Source organism: Roseovarius sp. MBR-154 (assembly GCF_053628595.1).
The window spans coordinates 119,151-135,245 of record NZ_JBRJGR010000010.1; the positions used below are offsets into that span (position 1 = coordinate 119,151).

16 protein-coding genes are annotated in these 16,095 nt (G+C 67.0%); 10 read left to right on the forward strand and 6 right to left on the reverse strand.

Going from position 1 to position 16,095, the window contains the following annotated elements; translation table 11 throughout:
• Positions 1-4: 4 nt before the first annotated feature.
• Positions 5-1,267: a phosphoribosylamine--glycine ligase gene (purD, locus tag ACSSV4_RS13820; RefSeq protein ID WP_454275727.1), complete on the reverse strand. Its 1,263-nt coding sequence runs from the start codon at positions 1,265-1,267 to the stop codon at positions 5-7.
• Positions 1,268-1,340: 73 nt separating this feature from the next.
• Between purD and xseA the strand changes: the two genes are divergently transcribed.
• Entirely contained in the window at positions 1,341-2,843 is a 1,503-nt protein-coding gene (gene xseA, locus ACSSV4_RS13825; RefSeq protein ID WP_454275704.1) for an exodeoxyribonuclease VII large subunit, read from the forward strand.
• Positions 2,844-3,025: 182 nt separating this feature from the next.
• On the opposite strand, the gene ACSSV4_RS13830 is transcribed toward xseA, so the two are convergent.
• Together ACSSV4_RS13830 and ACSSV4_RS13835 are read right to left on the reverse strand one after the other, a co-directional pair.
• Complete coding sequence (locus ACSSV4_RS13830) at positions 3,026-3,931, reverse strand: fatty acid desaturase (protein ID WP_454275705.1); 906 nt, start codon at positions 3,929-3,931, stop codon at positions 3,026-3,028.
• Positions 3,924-4,130, reverse strand: a complete 207-nt coding sequence (locus ACSSV4_RS13835) for a DUF2061 domain-containing protein (RefSeq protein WP_454275706.1) — start codon at positions 4,128-4,130, stop codon at positions 3,924-3,926. The genes ACSSV4_RS13830 and ACSSV4_RS13835 overlap by 8 nt, the downstream gene beginning before the upstream one ends.
• Positions 4,131-4,237: 107 nt before the next feature.
• On the opposite strand from ACSSV4_RS13835, the gene ACSSV4_RS13840 reads away from it, so the two are divergent.
• Entirely contained in the window at positions 4,238-5,095 is an 858-nt protein-coding gene (locus ACSSV4_RS13840) for a helix-turn-helix domain-containing protein (RefSeq protein WP_454275707.1), read from the forward strand.
• Here the strand turns inward: ACSSV4_RS13840 and ACSSV4_RS13845 are convergent.
• Positions 5,092-5,877, reverse strand: a complete 786-nt coding sequence (locus tag ACSSV4_RS13845) for an inositol monophosphatase family protein (RefSeq protein ID WP_454275708.1) — start codon at positions 5,875-5,877, stop codon at positions 5,092-5,094. The genes ACSSV4_RS13840 and ACSSV4_RS13845 overlap by 4 nt on opposite strands.
• Positions 5,878-5,946: 69 nt before the next feature.
• Positions 5,947-6,990 (reverse strand): aldo/keto reductase, encoded by a 1,044-nt coding sequence (locus ACSSV4_RS13850; RefSeq protein ID WP_454275709.1) that lies wholly within the window; start codon positions 6,988-6,990, stop codon positions 5,947-5,949.
• Between the two features lie 152 nt (positions 6,991-7,142).
• On the opposite strand from ACSSV4_RS13850, the gene ACSSV4_RS13855 reads away from it, so the two are divergent.
• A complete protein-coding gene (locus tag ACSSV4_RS13855; RefSeq protein WP_454275711.1) occupies positions 7,143-7,883 on the forward strand; it encodes an SDR family oxidoreductase in 741 nt (246 codons plus the stop codon).
• A gap of 4 nt (positions 7,884-7,887) precedes the next feature.
• Here the strand turns inward: ACSSV4_RS13855 and ACSSV4_RS13860 are convergent, their stop codons facing one another.
• Complete coding sequence (locus tag ACSSV4_RS13860) at positions 7,888-8,913, reverse strand: LacI family DNA-binding transcriptional regulator (protein WP_454275713.1); 1,026 nt, start codon at positions 8,911-8,913, stop codon at positions 7,888-7,890.
• A gap of 220 nt (positions 8,914-9,133) precedes the next feature.
• On the opposite strand from ACSSV4_RS13860, the gene ACSSV4_RS13865 reads away from it, so the two are divergent.
• From ACSSV4_RS13865 to ACSSV4_RS13895, 7 genes are all read left to right on the forward strand, one after another.
• On the forward strand, positions 9,134-10,102 hold the full coding sequence (locus ACSSV4_RS13865) for a TRAP transporter substrate-binding protein (RefSeq protein ID WP_454275714.1): 969 nt from the start codon (positions 9,134-9,136) through the stop codon (positions 10,100-10,102).
• Positions 10,103-10,170: 68 nt separating this feature from the next.
• A complete protein-coding gene (locus ACSSV4_RS13870; RefSeq protein ID WP_454275715.1) occupies positions 10,171-10,671 on the forward strand; it encodes a TRAP transporter small permease in 501 nt (166 codons plus the stop codon).
• The gene (locus ACSSV4_RS13875) at positions 10,668-11,954 is read left to right on the forward strand and encodes a TRAP transporter large permease (RefSeq protein ID WP_454275717.1); all 1,287 of its coding nucleotides are present in this window, start codon (positions 10,668-10,670) and stop codon (positions 11,952-11,954) included. The genes ACSSV4_RS13870 and ACSSV4_RS13875 overlap by 4 nt, the downstream gene beginning before the upstream one ends.
• Entirely contained in the window at positions 11,951-12,841 is an 891-nt protein-coding gene (gene ltnD, locus ACSSV4_RS13880) for an L-threonate dehydrogenase (protein ID WP_454275719.1), read from the forward strand. The genes ACSSV4_RS13875 and ltnD overlap by 4 nt, the downstream gene beginning before the upstream one ends.
• Positions 12,841-14,091 carry a 3-oxo-tetronate kinase gene (otnK, locus tag ACSSV4_RS13885; protein ID WP_454275720.1) on the forward strand — a complete coding sequence of 417 codons (1,251 nt, stop codon included), beginning with the start codon at positions 12,841-12,843 and terminating at the stop codon, positions 14,089-14,091. The genes ltnD and otnK overlap by 1 nt, the downstream gene beginning before the upstream one ends.
• Entirely contained in the window at positions 14,088-14,732 is a 645-nt protein-coding gene (gene otnC / locus ACSSV4_RS13890; protein ID WP_454275721.1) for a 3-oxo-tetronate 4-phosphate decarboxylase, read from the forward strand. Before otnK ends, otnC begins: the two co-directional genes overlap by 4 nt.
• Positions 14,732-15,505: a hydroxypyruvate isomerase family protein gene (locus ACSSV4_RS13895; protein WP_454275722.1), complete on the forward strand. Its 774-nt coding sequence runs from the start codon at positions 14,732-14,734 to the stop codon at positions 15,503-15,505. Before otnC ends, ACSSV4_RS13895 begins: the two co-directional genes overlap by 1 nt.
• Positions 15,506-16,095: the final 590 nt, after the last annotated feature.

Below are 16,095 nucleotides of genomic sequence, written 5' to 3' on the forward strand. Positions count from 1 at the left end.
CCGGTCAGAGCGCGCGCCAGCCGATATCGCGGCGGCAGAACCCGTCCGGCCAGTCGATCCGGTCGGCAAGGGCATAGGCCCGGTCCGCCGCCTCGCGCAGACTGGCGCCGCGCGCCGTCGCGGCCAGAACGCGCCCGCCGCTGGCCACATACCGCCCGTCGCGGCGTGCCGTGCCCGCGTGAAAGATCTGGTGAAAGCTGTCTTCGGGGGCGTCCTCGATCCCGTTGATCTCGCTGCCCTTGTCATAGGGGCCGGGATAGCCCTTGGCCGCCATCACCACGGTCAGCGCGTGATCCTCGGCCCAGTTGACCCGGGCTGCGTCCAGCCGCCCCTCGGCCGCCGCCTGCATCAGATCAAGCGCCTGACCGCCCAGCCGCATCATCAGCACCTGGGCCTCCGGGTCGCCGAAGCGGACGTTGAATTCCACCAGCCGGGGCTCGCCGTCCTCGATCATCAGCCCGACGAAAAGCACCCCCTGATAGGGCGTGCCGCGCCGCACCATTTCCGCCAGAACCGGGCGCACGATCTGGTCGAGCGCCTTTTGCGTGACCGCCTCGGTCATCACCGGCGCGGGGGAATAGGCCCCCATGCCGCCGGTGTTGGGGCCGGTATCACCCTCGCCGACGCGCTTGTGATCCTGCGCGGTGCCGATGGGCAGGGCGGTCTCTCCGTCGCAGAGAACGAAGAACGAGGCTTCTTCTCCGGTCATGAATTCCTCGATCACCACCTCGGCCCCGGCCGCGCCGAATTCGCCGCCGAACATGTCGTCGAGCGCGGCGAGCGCCTGCGCCTCGGTCTCGGCCACGATCACGCCCTTGCCCGCCGCAAGGCCATCAGCCTTGACCACGATCGGCGCGCCTTGGGTCTTTACGTAATCGCGCGCCGCCGTGTGGTCGGTGAAATGGCCATAGGCGGCGGTGGGTGCCCCCGCCGCGTTGCAGATTGTCTTGGTGAAACTCTTTGAGGCCTCGAGCCGCGCCGCCTCGGCGCCGGGGCCAAAGACCAGCAGCCCCGCCTCGCGCAGCCGGTCGGCCACGCCTGCGGCCAGCGGTGCCTCGGGCCCGATGATCACGAAATCAATCGCCTCTGCCTCGCAGAACCCGGCCACGCCCCCCCCGTCGAGAATGTCGAGCGTCGCGCAATCCGCGATCTCGGCGATCCCGGCATTGCCGGGGGCCACGATCAGCCGGTCGCATTTGGGGTTCTGCAACGCGGCCCAGGCAAGGGCGTGCTCACGGCCCCCGCCGCCGAGGATCAGGATATTCATGGCGCATAACTCCGGCTTGGCCTCGCTTGGCAGGCGTTCTAGGGTGACGCGCAGGCAGACACAAGGCAGCAGCATGTCCGATCTTATCGACGATCCCGATCCCGGCGAGAACGCCCCCGAATTCTCGGTCTCTGACCTGTCGGGTGCGATCAAGCGGGTGATCGAAGGCGAGTTCAGCCATGTCCGGGTGCGCGGCGAATTGGGGCGGATTTCGAGACCCCGCTCGGGCCATATCTATCTTGACCTCAAGGATGACCGCGCGGTTCTGTCGGGGGTGATCTGGAAGGGGGTGGCGGCGCGCCTCTCGGTCGAGCCCGAGGAGGGGATGGAAGTGGTCGCCACCGGGCGGCTGACCACTTTCCCCGGCCAGTCGCGCTATCAGATCGTGATCGAGGATATCAAACCGGCGGGCATGGGCGCGCTGATGGCGATGCTGGAAAAGCGCAAGGCGGCGCTGGCGACCGAGGGGCTTTTTGCGGCCGAGCGCAAGCAGCCCTTGCCCTACCTGCCCGAGATCATCGGCGTCGTCACCTCGCCCTCGGGGGCGGTGATCCGCGACATCCTCCACCGGCTGCGCGAGCGGTTCCCGCGCAAGGTTCTGATCTGGCCCGTGGCCGTGCAGGGCGAGAAATGCGCGCCCGAGGTGGCGCGCGCCATTCGCGGCTTCAACGCCTTCACCCCCGGTGGGGCCTTGCCGCGTCCGGATCTGATCATCGTGGCGCGCGGCGGCGGGTCGGTCGAGGATCTGTGGGGGTTCAACGACGAGGCGGTGGTGCGCGCCGCCGCCGAGAGTGACATTCCGCTGATCTCTGCCGTGGGGCACGAGACCGACACCACGCTGATTGATTATGCCTCCGACAAGCGCGCGCCGACGCCGACGGCGGCGGCGGAACTCGCCGTGCCGGTGCGGCTCGACCTGCTGGTCTGGCTTGACGGGCAGGCCGCGCGGCTCAGCCATGCGCAGGGTCAGGCGATCACCCTGCGGGGCCAGCGCCTGCGTGATCTGGCGCGCGCCCTGCCGCGGGTCGAGACCTTGCTCGAAACACCCCGCCAGCGGTTCGACACCTGGTCGGACCGCCTGCCTGCCGCGCTCATCCGCTCGGTGCAGGTGCGGCGCGTGGCGCTGTCGGAGCGTGCGGGGGCCTTGCGCCCATCGCTCTTGCGGCGCGCGGTCGAGGGCGACCGGCGGCGGCTGTCCAATACCGCCGCGCGGCTCAATATTAATGCGCTGACCCGCGATATCGAGCTCAAGAGGCGCGAGCTGGATCGCATGACGACGCGGTTTTCGGATGCCGCAGGGCGGCAGACGAAGGACTGGCGCGAGCGCCTTGGCGCGCTCGACCGGCTGCGCGAGACGCTGGGCTACAGGGAAACGCTGCGACGCGGCTACGCGGTGGTGCGTGGCGATGGCGCGCTGGTGACCACCCGCGACGCGGCGGCGGCAGCCGGGGCGCTGGAGATCGAGTTCGCCGATGGGGTGTTGAGCCTCGGGGAGGTGGGGACGGTCCCGCGCAAGGCGGCCAAGCCCGCGCCAAAGCCGAAGGAACCGCCCAAGGGGCAGGGAAGCTTGTTCTGAAACAGTACGGGGTCTGATCCGGAGCGCGACTGGGCCTATGGCCGCGCGCATCCATGGTCGGATGCACGCACCACTGCGCTGGCACTCAGCGGGGACCAACCTCATGAGAAACCGCATCCGGCCCCTTATATCGCTGAACTGCCGGGCGACATGATGCGCGGTCGATCACCGTTGCAGTCCGCTCAGCCCCGCCGCCACGGCCAGAGCGGATGCGGCACCGGATCCTTGGTGCGCCACAGGTAATCGCGGAAGATCTGCCCGTAGGAGCGATAGACATAGCCACCGTTGCGCCGCCGGTAATGATCGCGCCGCGCGGCATAGAGCGCGGGCAGGCGGTACCACGGCACCTCGGGGTGCATGTGATGCACCACGTGCAGGTTGTTGTTCAGAAACAGGAATGCCAGCGGCCCCCGATCCTCGACGATCACCGTGCGCCCGCTCGCCCGCTCATGCGCGCGATGCTCCAGAAAGGTGCGGATCTTCAGGAGCGCAAGGCCCAGCCAGACCGCCAGCAGATAGGCCCAGATCGGCATCGGCGCGTAGGCCACCCAGGCCAGCACCACCGCCACCTGCGGCACATGCCACGCCCATGCCCGCAGCACGGCGCGGTCCCCGGCCCGGATTGCCTGCCAGTCGGCGCGCAGGAATGCCGATTGCGCGATGAACGGACCCAGGATCATCCGCCCCGCCAGCGTGTTGTTGGCGCGCAGAACGGCCCGGCCCCAGCCCGGCAACCGGTCCCACACCTTGGGGTCCAGATAGTTCGATTCCGGGTCATCATAAGGATCGGTCAGACGCTCCTCGCGGTGATGCGCGAGATGGGTGTCGCGGAACCGTCCGTAAGGGATGAGCAGGCACAGGCAGGGAAAGACCACCAGCTCGTTCCAGAGCCGTTGCCGGAACGGATGACCGTGCAGCGCCTCGTGACAGAGCGAGGAATGCAACGCGATGGCCAGCCCGGTCAGGGCCACACCAACCGGCAGCCAGAGCGCCGCCGCCCATATGGTCCCGAGGATCCAGACCCCGTAACAGGCGACGAGCAACAGCAGGGTAGGCCAGTCCACCGCGCCAGGGCGTGCCTCATCCATGACAGCGGCCCCAATGAATGCGTGACCAGACGCGTTCATAAAGCAGATAGGTGGTGAACCCGATCACCGTGTTGATCACCGCCATCACCCCGCCCGCCGTGAGCGAGCCGGTGACGGCCAGTCCGACCCCCGCCATGACCGACAGACCTATCAGGTTCCAGATCACCGCTTTCACGATGCTGCGCAATCGCGTCTCCATGTCCCCTCCATTTGATTGAACGATGCGCAGAGAATGGTTGCTATCCGGTTGATCGGCCATTTCGGAAATGGTTAACATTTCTCCGCAATTGTGATTTATATCACCATATGACTGAAAAAATCGACAAACGCCTGCGCGCCACGCTGTTTCGGGCCCGTCTGGCCGAGGCGATGCGCCTGCGCGACACCAATCAAAGCGCGCTCGCCCGCGCCATCGGGGTGGACCGCTCGACCGTCTCGCAACTGCTCAAGGGGGTGGGGGCTCGGCTGCCCAATGCGCAGGTGGTGGGCGAATGCGCGGGCGCGCTCGGGGTCTCGGCGGATTGGCTTCTGGGCCTTACCGACCGGCCCGAGACCGCCGCCGACATGCTGGCCAACACCCTGTCGCTGACCGAGGCCCCCCGTGCGCTGGTGGACGAGCAGATCTTCGCCTGGCACAAGGAGGCGGCGGGCTACAAGATCCGTCACGTGCCCGCCGGTCTGCCCGACATGCTCAAGACCCGCGACATGCTGGAATGGGAATACGCGCCCCATCTGGGCCGCTCCACCGATCAGGCCATCGGTGCGTCCGAGGACCGCATGGCCTGGATGCGCGCGGCGCGCTCGGATTACGAAATCGCGCTGCCGCTCTACGAGATCGAGAGCTTTGCGCGCGGCGAGGGCTACTACCGCAACCTGCCCGACGAGACCCGCCGCGCGCAGCTCGATCATTTCATCGCCGTGACGTCACAGCTCTACCCGAGCCTGCGGCTTTATCTTTTTGACGCCCGTCGCCTTTATTCCGCGCCGATCACGATTTTCGGGCCGCTCCTCGCGGTGCTTTATCTCGGGCGCAACTACCTGGTGTTTCGCGATACCGAACGGGTGCAGGCGATGACCCTGCATTTCGACGGGCTCTTGCGCGAGGCGGCGGTGACCGCGCGGGGCTTGCCCGATCACCTGCGGCATTTGCGCGACGAGATCTAGCCCCGGATCGTCTTGGCGAACTTGTCGAAGAGCGGCTCGTTGGCGCAGATCACTGCGCCATCGCCGAGGATGTCGCCGCCTTTGCTCAGCGGCTCGATGAAGCCGCCGGCCTCGCGCACGATGATCACGCCCGCCGCCAGATCCCAGGCGTTCAGATGCCGTTCCCAGAACCCGTCATAGCGCCCCGCCGCCACATAGGCCATGTCGAGCGCCGCCGAGCCCCACCGCCGTACACCGGCGCAGGTCGGCAGCAGGCGGGCCAGATCCTGCAAGGTGTCGGGCAGGTCCGCGCGCCCGCCAAAGGGCAGGCCGGTGGCAAAGATCGCCTCGATCATCTTGTGACGCCCCGAGACGCGCAACCGCCCCTCGTTCATCCAGGCCCCGGTGCCCTTTTCGGCAAAGAACGCCTCGTCCTTGGAGGGATCATAGATCACGCCCGCGACCACCTCGCCCTTGTGTTCGAGCGCGATCGACACCGCCCAATGCGGCAGGCCGTGCAGGAAGTTCGTGGTGCCGTCCAATGGGTCGACGATCCAGCGGCGGGTGGGGTCCTGACCCGGCTCCTCGCCGCCCTCTTCGGCCAGCCAGCCATAGGTCGGGCGCGCGCCCATCAATTCGGTCTTGAGGATCTTCTCGGCGGCGATATCGGCGCGGCTGACGAAATCGCCCGCCCCCTTCATCGAGACCTGAAGGTTCTCGACCTCGCGGAAATCCTTGGCCAGCGCCCGCCCCGCCTTGCGCGCGGCTTTCAGCATCACGTTGAGATTGGCACTGCCTACCATGGCTTTCGCTCCTTCTGGGTCAGGGCGCGCGTATACGCCGGGCCGTGCCCCCAGACAAGGGGGGCAGGGTCAATAGGGCATGGGATGGGCGCGGTGCGCGGCGTCGAGATCAGAGAGCACCTCATCGCCCAGCGTGATCTCCGCCGCACCAAGCGCCAGATCGAGCTGACCCATGCTGGTGGCCCCAAAAATCGCCGAGCACATGAAAGGCCGCGTCAGGCACCAGGCGAGTGCCATCTGCACCGCGTCGAGCCCGTGCTTGCGCGCCACGCCGAGATAGGCCTCGACCACCTCGAACGCACGCGGCCCCCTGCGCCCGCCCAGATCGGTGTTGATCGTCATGCGAGAGCCTTCGGGCAGCGCGCCGCCCTGATACTTGCCCGTAAGCAGCCCCGCCGCGAGCGGCGAGAACGCGAGCAACCCGACATCCTCGTTCACGCTCAACTCCGCAAGGTCGGTGTCAAAAAGCCGACACATCAGCGAATATTCATTCTGGATCGAGGCCACGCGCGGGCCATGCCCGGCCTCTGCCAGCCGCAGCCATTGCGCGGTGCCCCAGGCGCTTTCGTTCGACAGGCCAAAGGCGCGGATGCGGCCCTTGTCCACTTCGCGCTGCAAGGCCTCGAGCGTCTCTTCCATATGCGCGAGCGTCTCGGCGCGGTCCTGACCCGAGGGATCGAAGCTCCAGTTCTGCCGGAACATGTAGCTGCCCCGGTTCGGCCAGTGAAACTGGTAGAGGTCGATATGGTCGGTCTGCAGCCGCCGCAGTGAGCCATCAATCGCCTCGGGGATGGTGGCGGCGGAAATCGGCGCGCCATCGCGGGCATGGGCAAAGCCGATGCCGGAATGCTTGGTGGCGAGGATCACCTCGGCCCGCCGCCCGGTCCGGGCGAACCATTCGCCGATGATTTCTTCGGTGCGCCCGGTGGTCTCGGCCCGGATCGGGGCGGTTGGATACATCTCGGCGGTGTCGATGAAATTCACCCCGCGCTCCAGCGCGCGGTCGATTTGCGCGTGCCCCTCGGCGGCGGTATTCTGCGCGCCCCATGTCATCGAGCCGAGGCAGAGCGCGCTCACCTCCATGCCGGTGCGCCCGAGCGGTCGTTTCTGCATGTCCTGTCCCTTGCTCTGTCGTGTTGCGCGGCACTTTAGGGTGTTGGACCGGATGTGCAACGCCGGGCCTTGCCACAAAAACCATTTTCCAAATCCCGCCGTTTCGTGTCACTTGCGGTCCGAACGGATCACAGCGGAAAAGGACATACCCCATGCGGCTCAACGGCAAGACGGCGATCGTGACAGGCGCGGGCTCGGGCTTTGGCGAAGGCATCGCGCGGCGCTTTGCAGAGGAAGGCGCACAGGTGCTTGTCGTCGATATCAACGCCGAGGCCGCCGCGCGTGTGGCCGCAGAGCATGGCGGCATCGCCCATACCTGCGATGTCTCGGACGGCGCGCAGGTGGCGGCGATGATCGCCGAGGCGCAGGCGCGGATGGGGCATGTGGACATCCTCGTCAACAATGCAGGCGTCACCCACATGCCCAGCCTCCTCGAAGACGTCAGCGAGGCGGATTTCGACCGGGTCTTTGCGATCAACTGCAAATCCGTCTACCTCACCGCGCGCGCGCTCGTGCCGCAGATGAAGGCGCGCGGGCAGGGCGCGATCCTCAACATCGCCTCGACCGCCGGCGTCTCGCCGCGACCGCGCCTCAACTGGTACAACGCCTCCAAGGGCTGGATGATCACCGCGACCCGCACCATGGCGGTGGAACTGGCGCCCATGGGCATCCGCGTCAACGCGCTCAACCCGGTGGCGGGCGACACGCCGCTGCTCAAGAGCTTTCTGGGCGAGGACACCCCCGAGATGCGCGAGAAGTTTCTCTCGACGATTCCCCTGGGTCGGTTCTCCACCCCGCAGGACCTGGCCAATGCCGCGCTCTATCTCTGCTCGGACGAGGCCGGCATGGTCACCGGCGTCTGCATGGAGGTCGATGGCGGCCGCTGCATCTGAGCGGTCAGGCAGTGGCTCCGGGGATCAGCCGGAAATCGACATTGGTCACGCGCGGCGGGCTGCCTCCGGCCAGCCGGTCGAGCAGGTGGGTGGCGGCGACAAACCCGATATGCTCGCGCTGCGAGGCGATGGTGGTCAGTGGCTTGGGCAGCGCCTGCCCGATGCTCAGCCCGTTGAACCCCGCCAGCGCCAGATCCTCGGGCACCGCGATCCCCGCCGCCTGACAGTGAAACGCGCCGCCGACGGCCATGTCGTCATTGGAGAAAAACACCGCCTCGGGCGGGGTTTCGGCCTCGGCCAGCAGCCGCGCCAGCCCCTCGCGCCCCAAGGGCACGGTCGAGGGGCCGGGCAGGCACAGCACATCGCCAAGCGTGACGCCAACCTCGCGCAGCCCGTCGCGAAACCCGTCGAGCCGCTGCGTGGCGCGAAAATCCGTCTCGATCCCGTGGCCGAGATAGGCAAAGCGCCGATAGCCGCGCCCGGCGAGGTAATGCGCCATCGCCCGCCCCGCCCCGCGATGCGAGATCCCGACCGCCATGTCGGCGCTCTCGGCATCCACATCCATGATCTCGACCACCGGCAGATCGGCCGCCGCCAGCAGGCCGCGCGTGACATCGGTCTTGCGCGCGGGGGCGATCACCAGCCCGGCGGGCCGCCACGACAAGAGGTCGCGCAAGAGCCGCTCTTCGCGCAGCGGGTCGTAGTTGGAAATGCCCAGGATCGGATGATAGCCATCACCCTCCAGCCGATCCTCCAGCCCCTTCAGCACATCCGCAAAGACGATGTTCGACAGCGACGGCAGGATCACCCCCACCTGCCGCGACGCGGCCCCCGCCAGCGTCCCCGCCAGCCGGTTCGGCACGTAGTTGAGCGCGATTGCGGCGCGCTCCACCCGGTCACGCGTGGCGCGCGCGACCGGGCCGTCGCGGCGCAGCGCACGGCTTGCGGTGATCTCGCTCACCCCGGCGGCGCGCGCCACCTGTGACAGGGTGGGGCGGCGGGTCTGAATGTCTTGACGGTCGTCGTCCATGCCGCGAAAATGCGGCATTATGGTATCGCTGTCATTCCAAATCTGAGTCCTGCGTTACAATTTCAGGTGTTCCGTGACCGTATTGACAGCGCTGTCATAAACTGTATCCATCTCCCCAGACGCGACTGAACAGGCGTTCGCCCGCCGCTTGCGTCAAGGGAGAGGGCGAGGACACGGGCCCGGGGCATCGACCCGCCGGGCCAACATCAGGAGGAGTTTCATGAAACATTTCGCAGTCGGCGCGCTTGCCGCGCTTGCGCTCGCCACCGCAGGCCACGCGCAGCAAAACATCGTCATCGGCCATTCGCTGTCGCCGCAATCGCATTACGGCGTCGGCGCGCAGGCCTTCATCGACACGCTGACCGAGCTTTCGGGTGGCACTTTCACCGGCGAGCAGGCCCCGGCGGGCCAGTTGGGCGGTGAGCGTGACATGATCGAGGGGCTTCAGATCGGCTCGCTCGACGTGGTCATCACCTCCACCGGCCCCTTGGGCAACTTCGTGCCGCAGGTCTATGCGCTCGACCTGCCGTTCCTCTTCCGCGACTACGACCATGCACGCACCACGCTTGATGGCGAGATCGGGCAGGAACTGCTTGACGAGATCGGCAAGAACAACCTCGTCGGCCTTGCCTGGTCGGAAAATGGCTTTCGCCACGTGACCAACTCGCAGCGCCCGGTGCGCACGCCCGAGGATCTCGAGGGGCTGAAGCTGCGCACGATGGAAAACCGCGTGCATATGGCCGCCTTCGAGGGGATGGGCGCGGCACCCACGCCGATGGCCTTTCCGGAACTGTTCGGCGCGCTGCAACAGGGCGTGGTCGACGGGCAGGAAAACCCGGTGACCGTGATCACCGCGTCGAAATTCTGGGAGGTGCAGAAATACGTCTCGCTCACCGGCCATGTCTATTCGCCCGCCGTGGTGCTGGCCTCGCCGATCCTGTTTGACGGGCTGACCGAGGAACAGCAGGGCTGGTTCCGGCAGGCTGCCAAGGCCTCCGCCGCCGCCACCCGCGCCGAGGTCAACCGGCTGGAAGAGGCCGGCGTCGAAATGCTGCGCGAGAACGGCATGGAGGTGATCACCGATATCGACAAGGCGCCCTTCGCCAAGCTTGCCGCCGAAAGCTCCTACTCGGTCTACACCGATCAGTATGGCTCCGAGATGGTGGACCGCATCAAGGCCGTCGAATAACGTCGCTGTCACGGTAAGGGTCGGCGCGGGTCCTGCGCGCCGGCCCGTTTTCTTTCGAGAGGGCGGCGATGACACTCTTTCTCAGGTTCGAGGCGATCACCACCGGCATCGCCCTGCGGCTCGCCATCGGCTTTCTGCTGATCGCGACCGCGCTCGCGCTCTATCAGGTGACGACACGCTTCGTCTTCGGCCACCCCTCCACCTGGTCCGAGGTGATCACCCGGTCGGCGATGATCTGGTCGGTCTTCCTCGGCGTCGCCCCGGCGTTTCGCGAGGGCACGATGATCGCCGTCGAGATTGTGCAACGCCTCCTGCCGCCGCGCCTCGGCTTCGTGCTCTACCTTGTCGCCTGCGGCCTGACGCTCACCTTTTTCGCGATCCTGTTCTGGCAGGGCTGGTCGATGACCGAGCGGGTCATGGGCCAGAAACTCGCAGCCCTTGAGATTTCCATCGCCTGGGTCTACGCCGCGCTGCCCGTGGGGTCGGTCTTCATCTTCATCGCAATCCTGGGCTGCGCGCTGCGTGCGATCCGGTTCGGCGGGCTGCAACCGGCGGAGAGTGACGCATGAATCTCGCCCTCGCCCTGTCGCTCGCGATCTTCTTTCTGGCGGGCGTGCCGATTGCCGTGGCCATCGGCCTCGCCTCGGTCCTCGGGATCGAGGCGCATGGCCGCCTGCCGCTGCTCCTGGTGGCGCAGCGCATGTTCACCGGCATCGACAGCTTTCCGTTGATGGCGATTCCGCTTTTCATCCTCGCGGGCAACCTGATGTCGGCGGGGGGCATCTCGCACCGGCTGGTGGAACTGGCGAAATCCATCGTCGGCGGCATTCAGGGCGGGCTTGCGGCCTCCTGCGTGCTGACCTGCATGATGTTCGCCTCGGTCTCGGGCTCCTCGGTCGCCACCACCTTCGCGATCGGCGCGATCCTCATTCCGGCGATGGTCAAGCATGGCTATCCCAAACCGCTCGCCGCCTCGGTGCAGGCCAGCTCCGCCGAACTGGGCGTGCTGATCCCGCCCTCGATCCCGCTCATCCTTTATGGCGTGTCCACCGACACCTCCATCGGACAGCTCTTCATCGCGGGCATCGGGCCGGGGGTGCTGGTCGCGGGCGCGCTGATGGCGCTGGTGCTGATCCTTTGCCGGGTGCGCGGCATCGGGCTCGAGGACGGGCGCAACCGGCCCCGTCTCGGCCCGGCGCTCAAATCCGCGCTGCCCGCGCTGATCGTGCCCGTCGTGATCCTCGGCGGCATCTATTCCGGCATCTTCACCCCGACCGAGGCAAGTGCCGCAGCCGTCGCGGCGGCGGTGATCGTCGGCATGGTCTTCTACCGCGAATTGCGGTTCGCCGACCTGCCGCAGATCCTCAAGAAAACCGTGCTCGCCACCTCGGCGATCATGCTGATCATCTCGGCGGCGGCGCTGTTTTCCTTCCTCATCACCCGCTCGGGCCTGCCCAACGAGATCGCGGCGTGGTTCAAGGACGTGTTCGAGAGCCGCATCGCATTTCTGCTGGTCGTGAACCTGATGCTGCTGGTGATCGGCATGTTCATCGAAACCTCGGCGGCGATCCTCGTGCTGGCCCCGATCCTCACGCCCATCGCCATCAGCTACGGCGTCGATCCGGTGCATTTCGGGCTGGTCATCGTGGTCAATCTCGCGCTCGGCATGATCACCCCGCCGCTTGGCGTCAATCTCTTTGCCGCCTGCGCCGTGGCCGACCTGCCGGTCGAACGGATCATCCCGCAACTGGCATGGTTCGTGCTGACCGTCTTCGGCGCGCTGATGATCATCACCTATGTCCCGGCGATCACGCTCTGGCCGGTGGATTTTCTCCTCGGAGGCACACCATGACACGGATCGTTCATTTCGCGGGGCTCGGCTCGATGGGGCAGGGCATGGCGCAATCGGTGCAGCGCGCGGGCCTTGAGGTATACGGGTTCGACCCCGACCCGTCGCGCGTCGACGAATTGACGGCGGCAGGGGGGCAGGCACTCACCCCCGACAGCCCCGCGGCGGAGATCCTCGTCTGCGTCGTGCTCAACGCCGATCAGATGCGCGCGGCGCTCTTCGGACCGCAAGGCTGGGCACGCCATCTGGCCCCCGGCGGCACCATCCTCGGCTGCGCCACCGTGCCGCCCGACTTCGCCCGCGAGATGGAGGGCGAGGCCATCCGCGCGGGCCTGCACTATCTCGACGCACCGATTTCCGGCGGGGCCGCCAAGGCCGCCGAAGGCCGCCTGTCGATCATGGCCTCGGGCAGCGTAGAGGCGTTCGACGGCGCCGCCCCCGTGCTCGACGCCATGGCCGAAACCGTGCACCATTTGGGCGACAGCGCAGGTGCAGGCTCGGCGATGAAGGCGGTCAACCAGTTGCTCGCGGGCGTGCATATTGCCGCCATGGGCGAGGCGCTCAGCTTCGCCGCCTCGCAGGGGCTCGATCTGGCGCGCGTGCTCGACATCATCCGGGTCTCTGCGGGCACGTCCTGGATGTTCGAGAACCGCGCGCCGCATGTGATCGAGGCCGACTACACCCCGCGCTCGGCGATCACGATCTGGCCCAAGGATCTGGGCATCGTCACTGCCATCGCGGGCGCGGCAAACCTCCCTCTGCCGGTGACCGAGGCGGCGTTGACCCAATACCGCGAGGCCGCCGCCGCCGGTCTCGGGGCCGAGGATGACGCCGCCATCACCAAACACATCGCCGCCCGCGCGGGCGTGAAACTGCCGGGGGACGGGTGATGCTTCTGGGCTGTATCGGCGACGATTTCACCGGCTCCGGCGATCTCGGCAACACGCTGGCCCGCGCGGGCATGCGCGCGGTGCAATATGTGGGCGTGCCGGACGGCCCCGCCGCCCCCCATGTCGAAGCCGGGATCGTCGCGCTCAAATCCCGCTCCCTCCCGGTGGCTCAGGCGGTGGCGCAATCGCGCGCCGCACTCGACTGGCTGCGCGCGCAGGGCTGCACGCAGTTCCTCTTCAAATACTGCTCCACCTTCGATTCCACCCGCGAGGGCAATATCGGCCCGGTGGCCGAGGCGCTGGCCGACGCCCTCGATGCCACCCGCGTGATCGTCTGTCCCGCCTTTCCGGCCACCGGTCGCTCGGTCTATCAGGGGCATCTCTTCGTGCAGGACCGCCTGCTCAATGAGAGCGGGATGCAGCATCACCCGCTCACCCCGATGACCGACCCCGACATTCGCCGCTGGCTGGGCCATCAGGTGCGCGGCAGCGTCGGCCATGTCGCGGCGGGCGTGGTGGGGCAGGGGGCAGAGGCCGCCCGCGCGGCGCTCGACGCCGAGCACGCCAAGGGCCATCGCCTGATCGTCACTGACGCCATCACCGACGCGGATCTCGTCACCCTCGGGCAGGCGGCGGCGGATCTTCCGCTCATTACCGGCGGCTCGGGCATCGCCATGGGCCTGCCCGGCAATTTCCGGGCGCGCGGCCTGCTGTCGGGCAATGCCGCCGCATGGCGCGGGCAAGCGGGGCCGGTGGTGGCGCTGTCGGGCTCCTGCTCGGCGGCGACACGCGATCAGGTCGCCCGCCACGCCGCCCGCCACCCGGCGCGCGAGATCGCGGCAGGCGCGCTCATGACCGGAGAGATCGACGCCGAGGCGCTGGCCGAGTGGGCCCTGGCGCAGGACGGCATCCCGTTGCTTTACTCCTCCGCCGATCCCGATACCGTCCGGCGCGCGCAGGACCGCTTCGGCAAAGCTGAGACCGCCGCCCGGATCGAGGCGCTTTTTGCCGCCCTCGCCCGCGCGCTCAAGGCGCGCGGCGTGACCCGCCTGATCAGCGCGGGCGGCGAGACCTCGGGCGCGGTGGTCGAGGGGCTGGACCTTGCCCAACTCGAGATCGGCCCCGAGATCGCCCCCGGCGTGCCGATGATGCGCGCAAGCGACGCGCTTGTCGTCGCGCTCAAATCCGGCAATTTCGGCGGGCCGGAGTTTTTCACCGACGCCGCCCGCATGATGGAGGCCCCGCAATGAGCGACAGCAAACTGCGCGAGGATATCTGCTTCTGGGCGCAATCCCTCTTCGAGCGGGGCCTGACCGGCGGTGCCTCGGGCAATATCTCGGTGCGCACCGGCGATGGCGGGCTTCTGGTCACCCCCACCGGCGTCAGCATGGGGCGGCTCGACCCGGCTCGCCTCAGCCGGTTCGATGCAGACGGGCGGCATGTCTCGGGCGATGCGCCGACCAAGGAAATGCCACTGCATTCCGCGTTTTACGAGACCCGGCGCAGCGCGGGCGCGGTGGTGCATCTGCATTCCACCCATTCCGTCGCCCTCTCGATCCTGCCCGAAACCGACGCTGAGAACGCCGTGCCGCCGCTCACCGCCTATGCGGTGATGCGGGTGGGCAAGGTGGCGCTCCTGCCGTTCTTCGTGCCGGGCGATGCGGGCATGGCCGACGCGATCCGCGGCCTTGCGGGCCGACGCGCGGCGGTGCTGCTGGCCAATCACGGGCCCGTGGTGGCCTCAAAGGATCTGGAGGCGGCGGTCTTTGCCATGGAGGAACTGGAAGAGACCGCGAAACTGGCGCTCCTGCTGCGCGGCACCGGCGCGCAGCCGCTCCATGCCGGGCAGATCGGTCAGGTGGTGCGCAAGTTCGAGGTGGATTGGGACTGATGCGCTTTTCCGCCAATCTCGGGTTTCTGTTCACCGACCGGCCCCTGCCCGACGCGATCCATGCCGCCCATGCGGCGGGATTCGACGCGGTGGAATGCCACTTTCCCTATGACAGCGATCCGGGCGCGGTGCGCGCGGCACTCATTGCCACGGGGCTGCCGATGCTGGGGCTGAACACCTGGCCCGGCGACCGCGAGGCGGGCGAGTTCGGGCTGGCGGCCCTGCCCGGTCGCGAGCCGCAGGCGCGCGCGGCCATCGCGCAGGCGGTGGGTTATGCGCAGGCCATCGGCGCGGGGGCGGTGCATGTCATGGCCGGGCTTGGCGACGGCGGGGCAGGGGCCGAGGCCACGTTCCGCGCCAACCTCGCCCATGCCTGCGATCTGGCGGCACCACACGGCATCACGATCCTGATCGAGCCGATCAACCGCCGCGACGTGCCGGGCTATCACCTGTCGCACACCGCCCATGCCGCCGAAGTGATCGCGGCGCTTGACCGGCCCAATCTGGCGCTGATGTTCGACTGCTATCACCTGCAGATCATGGAGGGCGATCTGTCGCGCCGGTTCGAGGCGCTCCTGCCGATCATCGGCCATGTCCAGATCGCGGGCGTCCCCGACCGCGGCGCACCGGATGCGGGCGAGGTCGACCTCGGCTGGCTGCTGGCGCGGATGAAACGGCTGGGCTGGACCCGCCCGATCGGCGCCGAATACAAGCCCGCCGGGGGCGACACCGAGGCCAGCCTCGGCTGGCTGCCCCGCTTTCAGGCGATCTGAGGGGGCGGCGGCGAGGCCGTAGGGCGCGGTTTCACCCCGCCGATGGGGTGCGGGTGGATCTAAAAGCCATCTTACGGGAGGTTTTCATTTCGAATTATCAAGAAATTGACGAGGCTCGAACATATTACAATCATCAGTCTAGCTTCGGCATCGCCAACTCTTGATTCATCCTCGAATAGCGCGTGCCGAACGCCGTTTTCATCTGATGTCCAGCCATAAATCTTCTTTATGCCTTCCTTCAAGGCCGGGGGAATATCGAAACCCTTTCCCTCGGATTTCGTAATTGCACTTGATAGGGAGTTTGATTTCTCGCCATTGATCGTGTTGAAGGCAGATTCAACTGCAGATACAGCCTCTTTTATTGAATTTCTGTAATCAGGATTCTCTCGATTTCCGAATAATGACAAAGCAGTCCTTATGTGTTGTTTGGCTCCTGCGTAGCGGTCGTTTTGAGAAAAAACATCTTCAATCTCTTCAATTTCTACGTCCTCAATTTGAGCTACTCCCCATCGGTTGGACAGGATCTGGCGTAAATTAAGCTACTCTTTGCACCTGCTGATCGGGTTGGGTTTTGTCTTTTCTCAGCCAAT

Coding starts and splice junctions, on each gene's coding strand:
- ACSSV4_RS13845 (WP_454275708.1), bottom strand. CDS start 5,877: ATGGTAGGCAGTGCCAATCTCAACGTGATGCTGAAAGCCGCGCGCAAG.
- otnC (WP_454275721.1), top strand. CDS start 14,088: ATGAGCGACAGCAAACTGCGCGAGGATATCTGCTTCTGGGCGCAATCC.
- ACSSV4_RS13865 (WP_454275714.1), top strand. CDS start 9,134: ATGAAACATTTCGCAGTCGGCGCGCTTGCCGCGCTTGCGCTCGCCACC.
- otnK (WP_454275720.1), top strand. CDS start 12,841: ATGCTTCTGGGCTGTATCGGCGACGATTTCACCGGCTCCGGCGATCTC.
- ACSSV4_RS13895 (WP_454275722.1), top strand. CDS start 14,732: ATGCGCTTTTCCGCCAATCTCGGGTTTCTGTTCACCGACCGGCCCCTG.
- purD (WP_454275727.1), bottom strand. CDS start 1,267: ATGAATATCCTGATCCTCGGCGGCGGGGGCCGTGAGCACGCCCTTGCC.
- ACSSV4_RS13870 (WP_454275715.1), top strand. CDS start 10,171: ATGACACTCTTTCTCAGGTTCGAGGCGATCACCACCGGCATCGCCCTG.
- xseA (WP_454275704.1), top strand. CDS start 1,341: ATGTCCGATCTTATCGACGATCCCGATCCCGGCGAGAACGCCCCCGAA.
- ACSSV4_RS13830 (WP_454275705.1), bottom strand. CDS start 3,931: ATGGATGAGGCACGCCCTGGCGCGGTGGACTGGCCTACCCTGCTGTTG.
- ACSSV4_RS13850 (WP_454275709.1), bottom strand. CDS start 6,990: ATGCAGAAACGACCGCTCGGGCGCACCGGCATGGAGGTGAGCGCGCTC.
- ACSSV4_RS13835 (WP_454275706.1), bottom strand. CDS start 4,130: ATGGAGACGCGATTGCGCAGCATCGTGAAAGCGGTGATCTGGAACCTG.
- ACSSV4_RS13855 (WP_454275711.1), top strand. CDS start 7,143: ATGCGGCTCAACGGCAAGACGGCGATCGTGACAGGCGCGGGCTCGGGC.
- ltnD (WP_454275719.1), top strand. CDS start 11,951: ATGACACGGATCGTTCATTTCGCGGGGCTCGGCTCGATGGGGCAGGGC.
- ACSSV4_RS13840 (WP_454275707.1), top strand. CDS start 4,238: ATGACTGAAAAAATCGACAAACGCCTGCGCGCCACGCTGTTTCGGGCC.
- ACSSV4_RS13875 (WP_454275717.1), top strand. CDS start 10,668: ATGAATCTCGCCCTCGCCCTGTCGCTCGCGATCTTCTTTCTGGCGGGC.
- ACSSV4_RS13860 (WP_454275713.1), bottom strand. CDS start 8,913: ATGGACGACGACCGTCAAGACATTCAGACCCGCCGCCCCACCCTGTCA.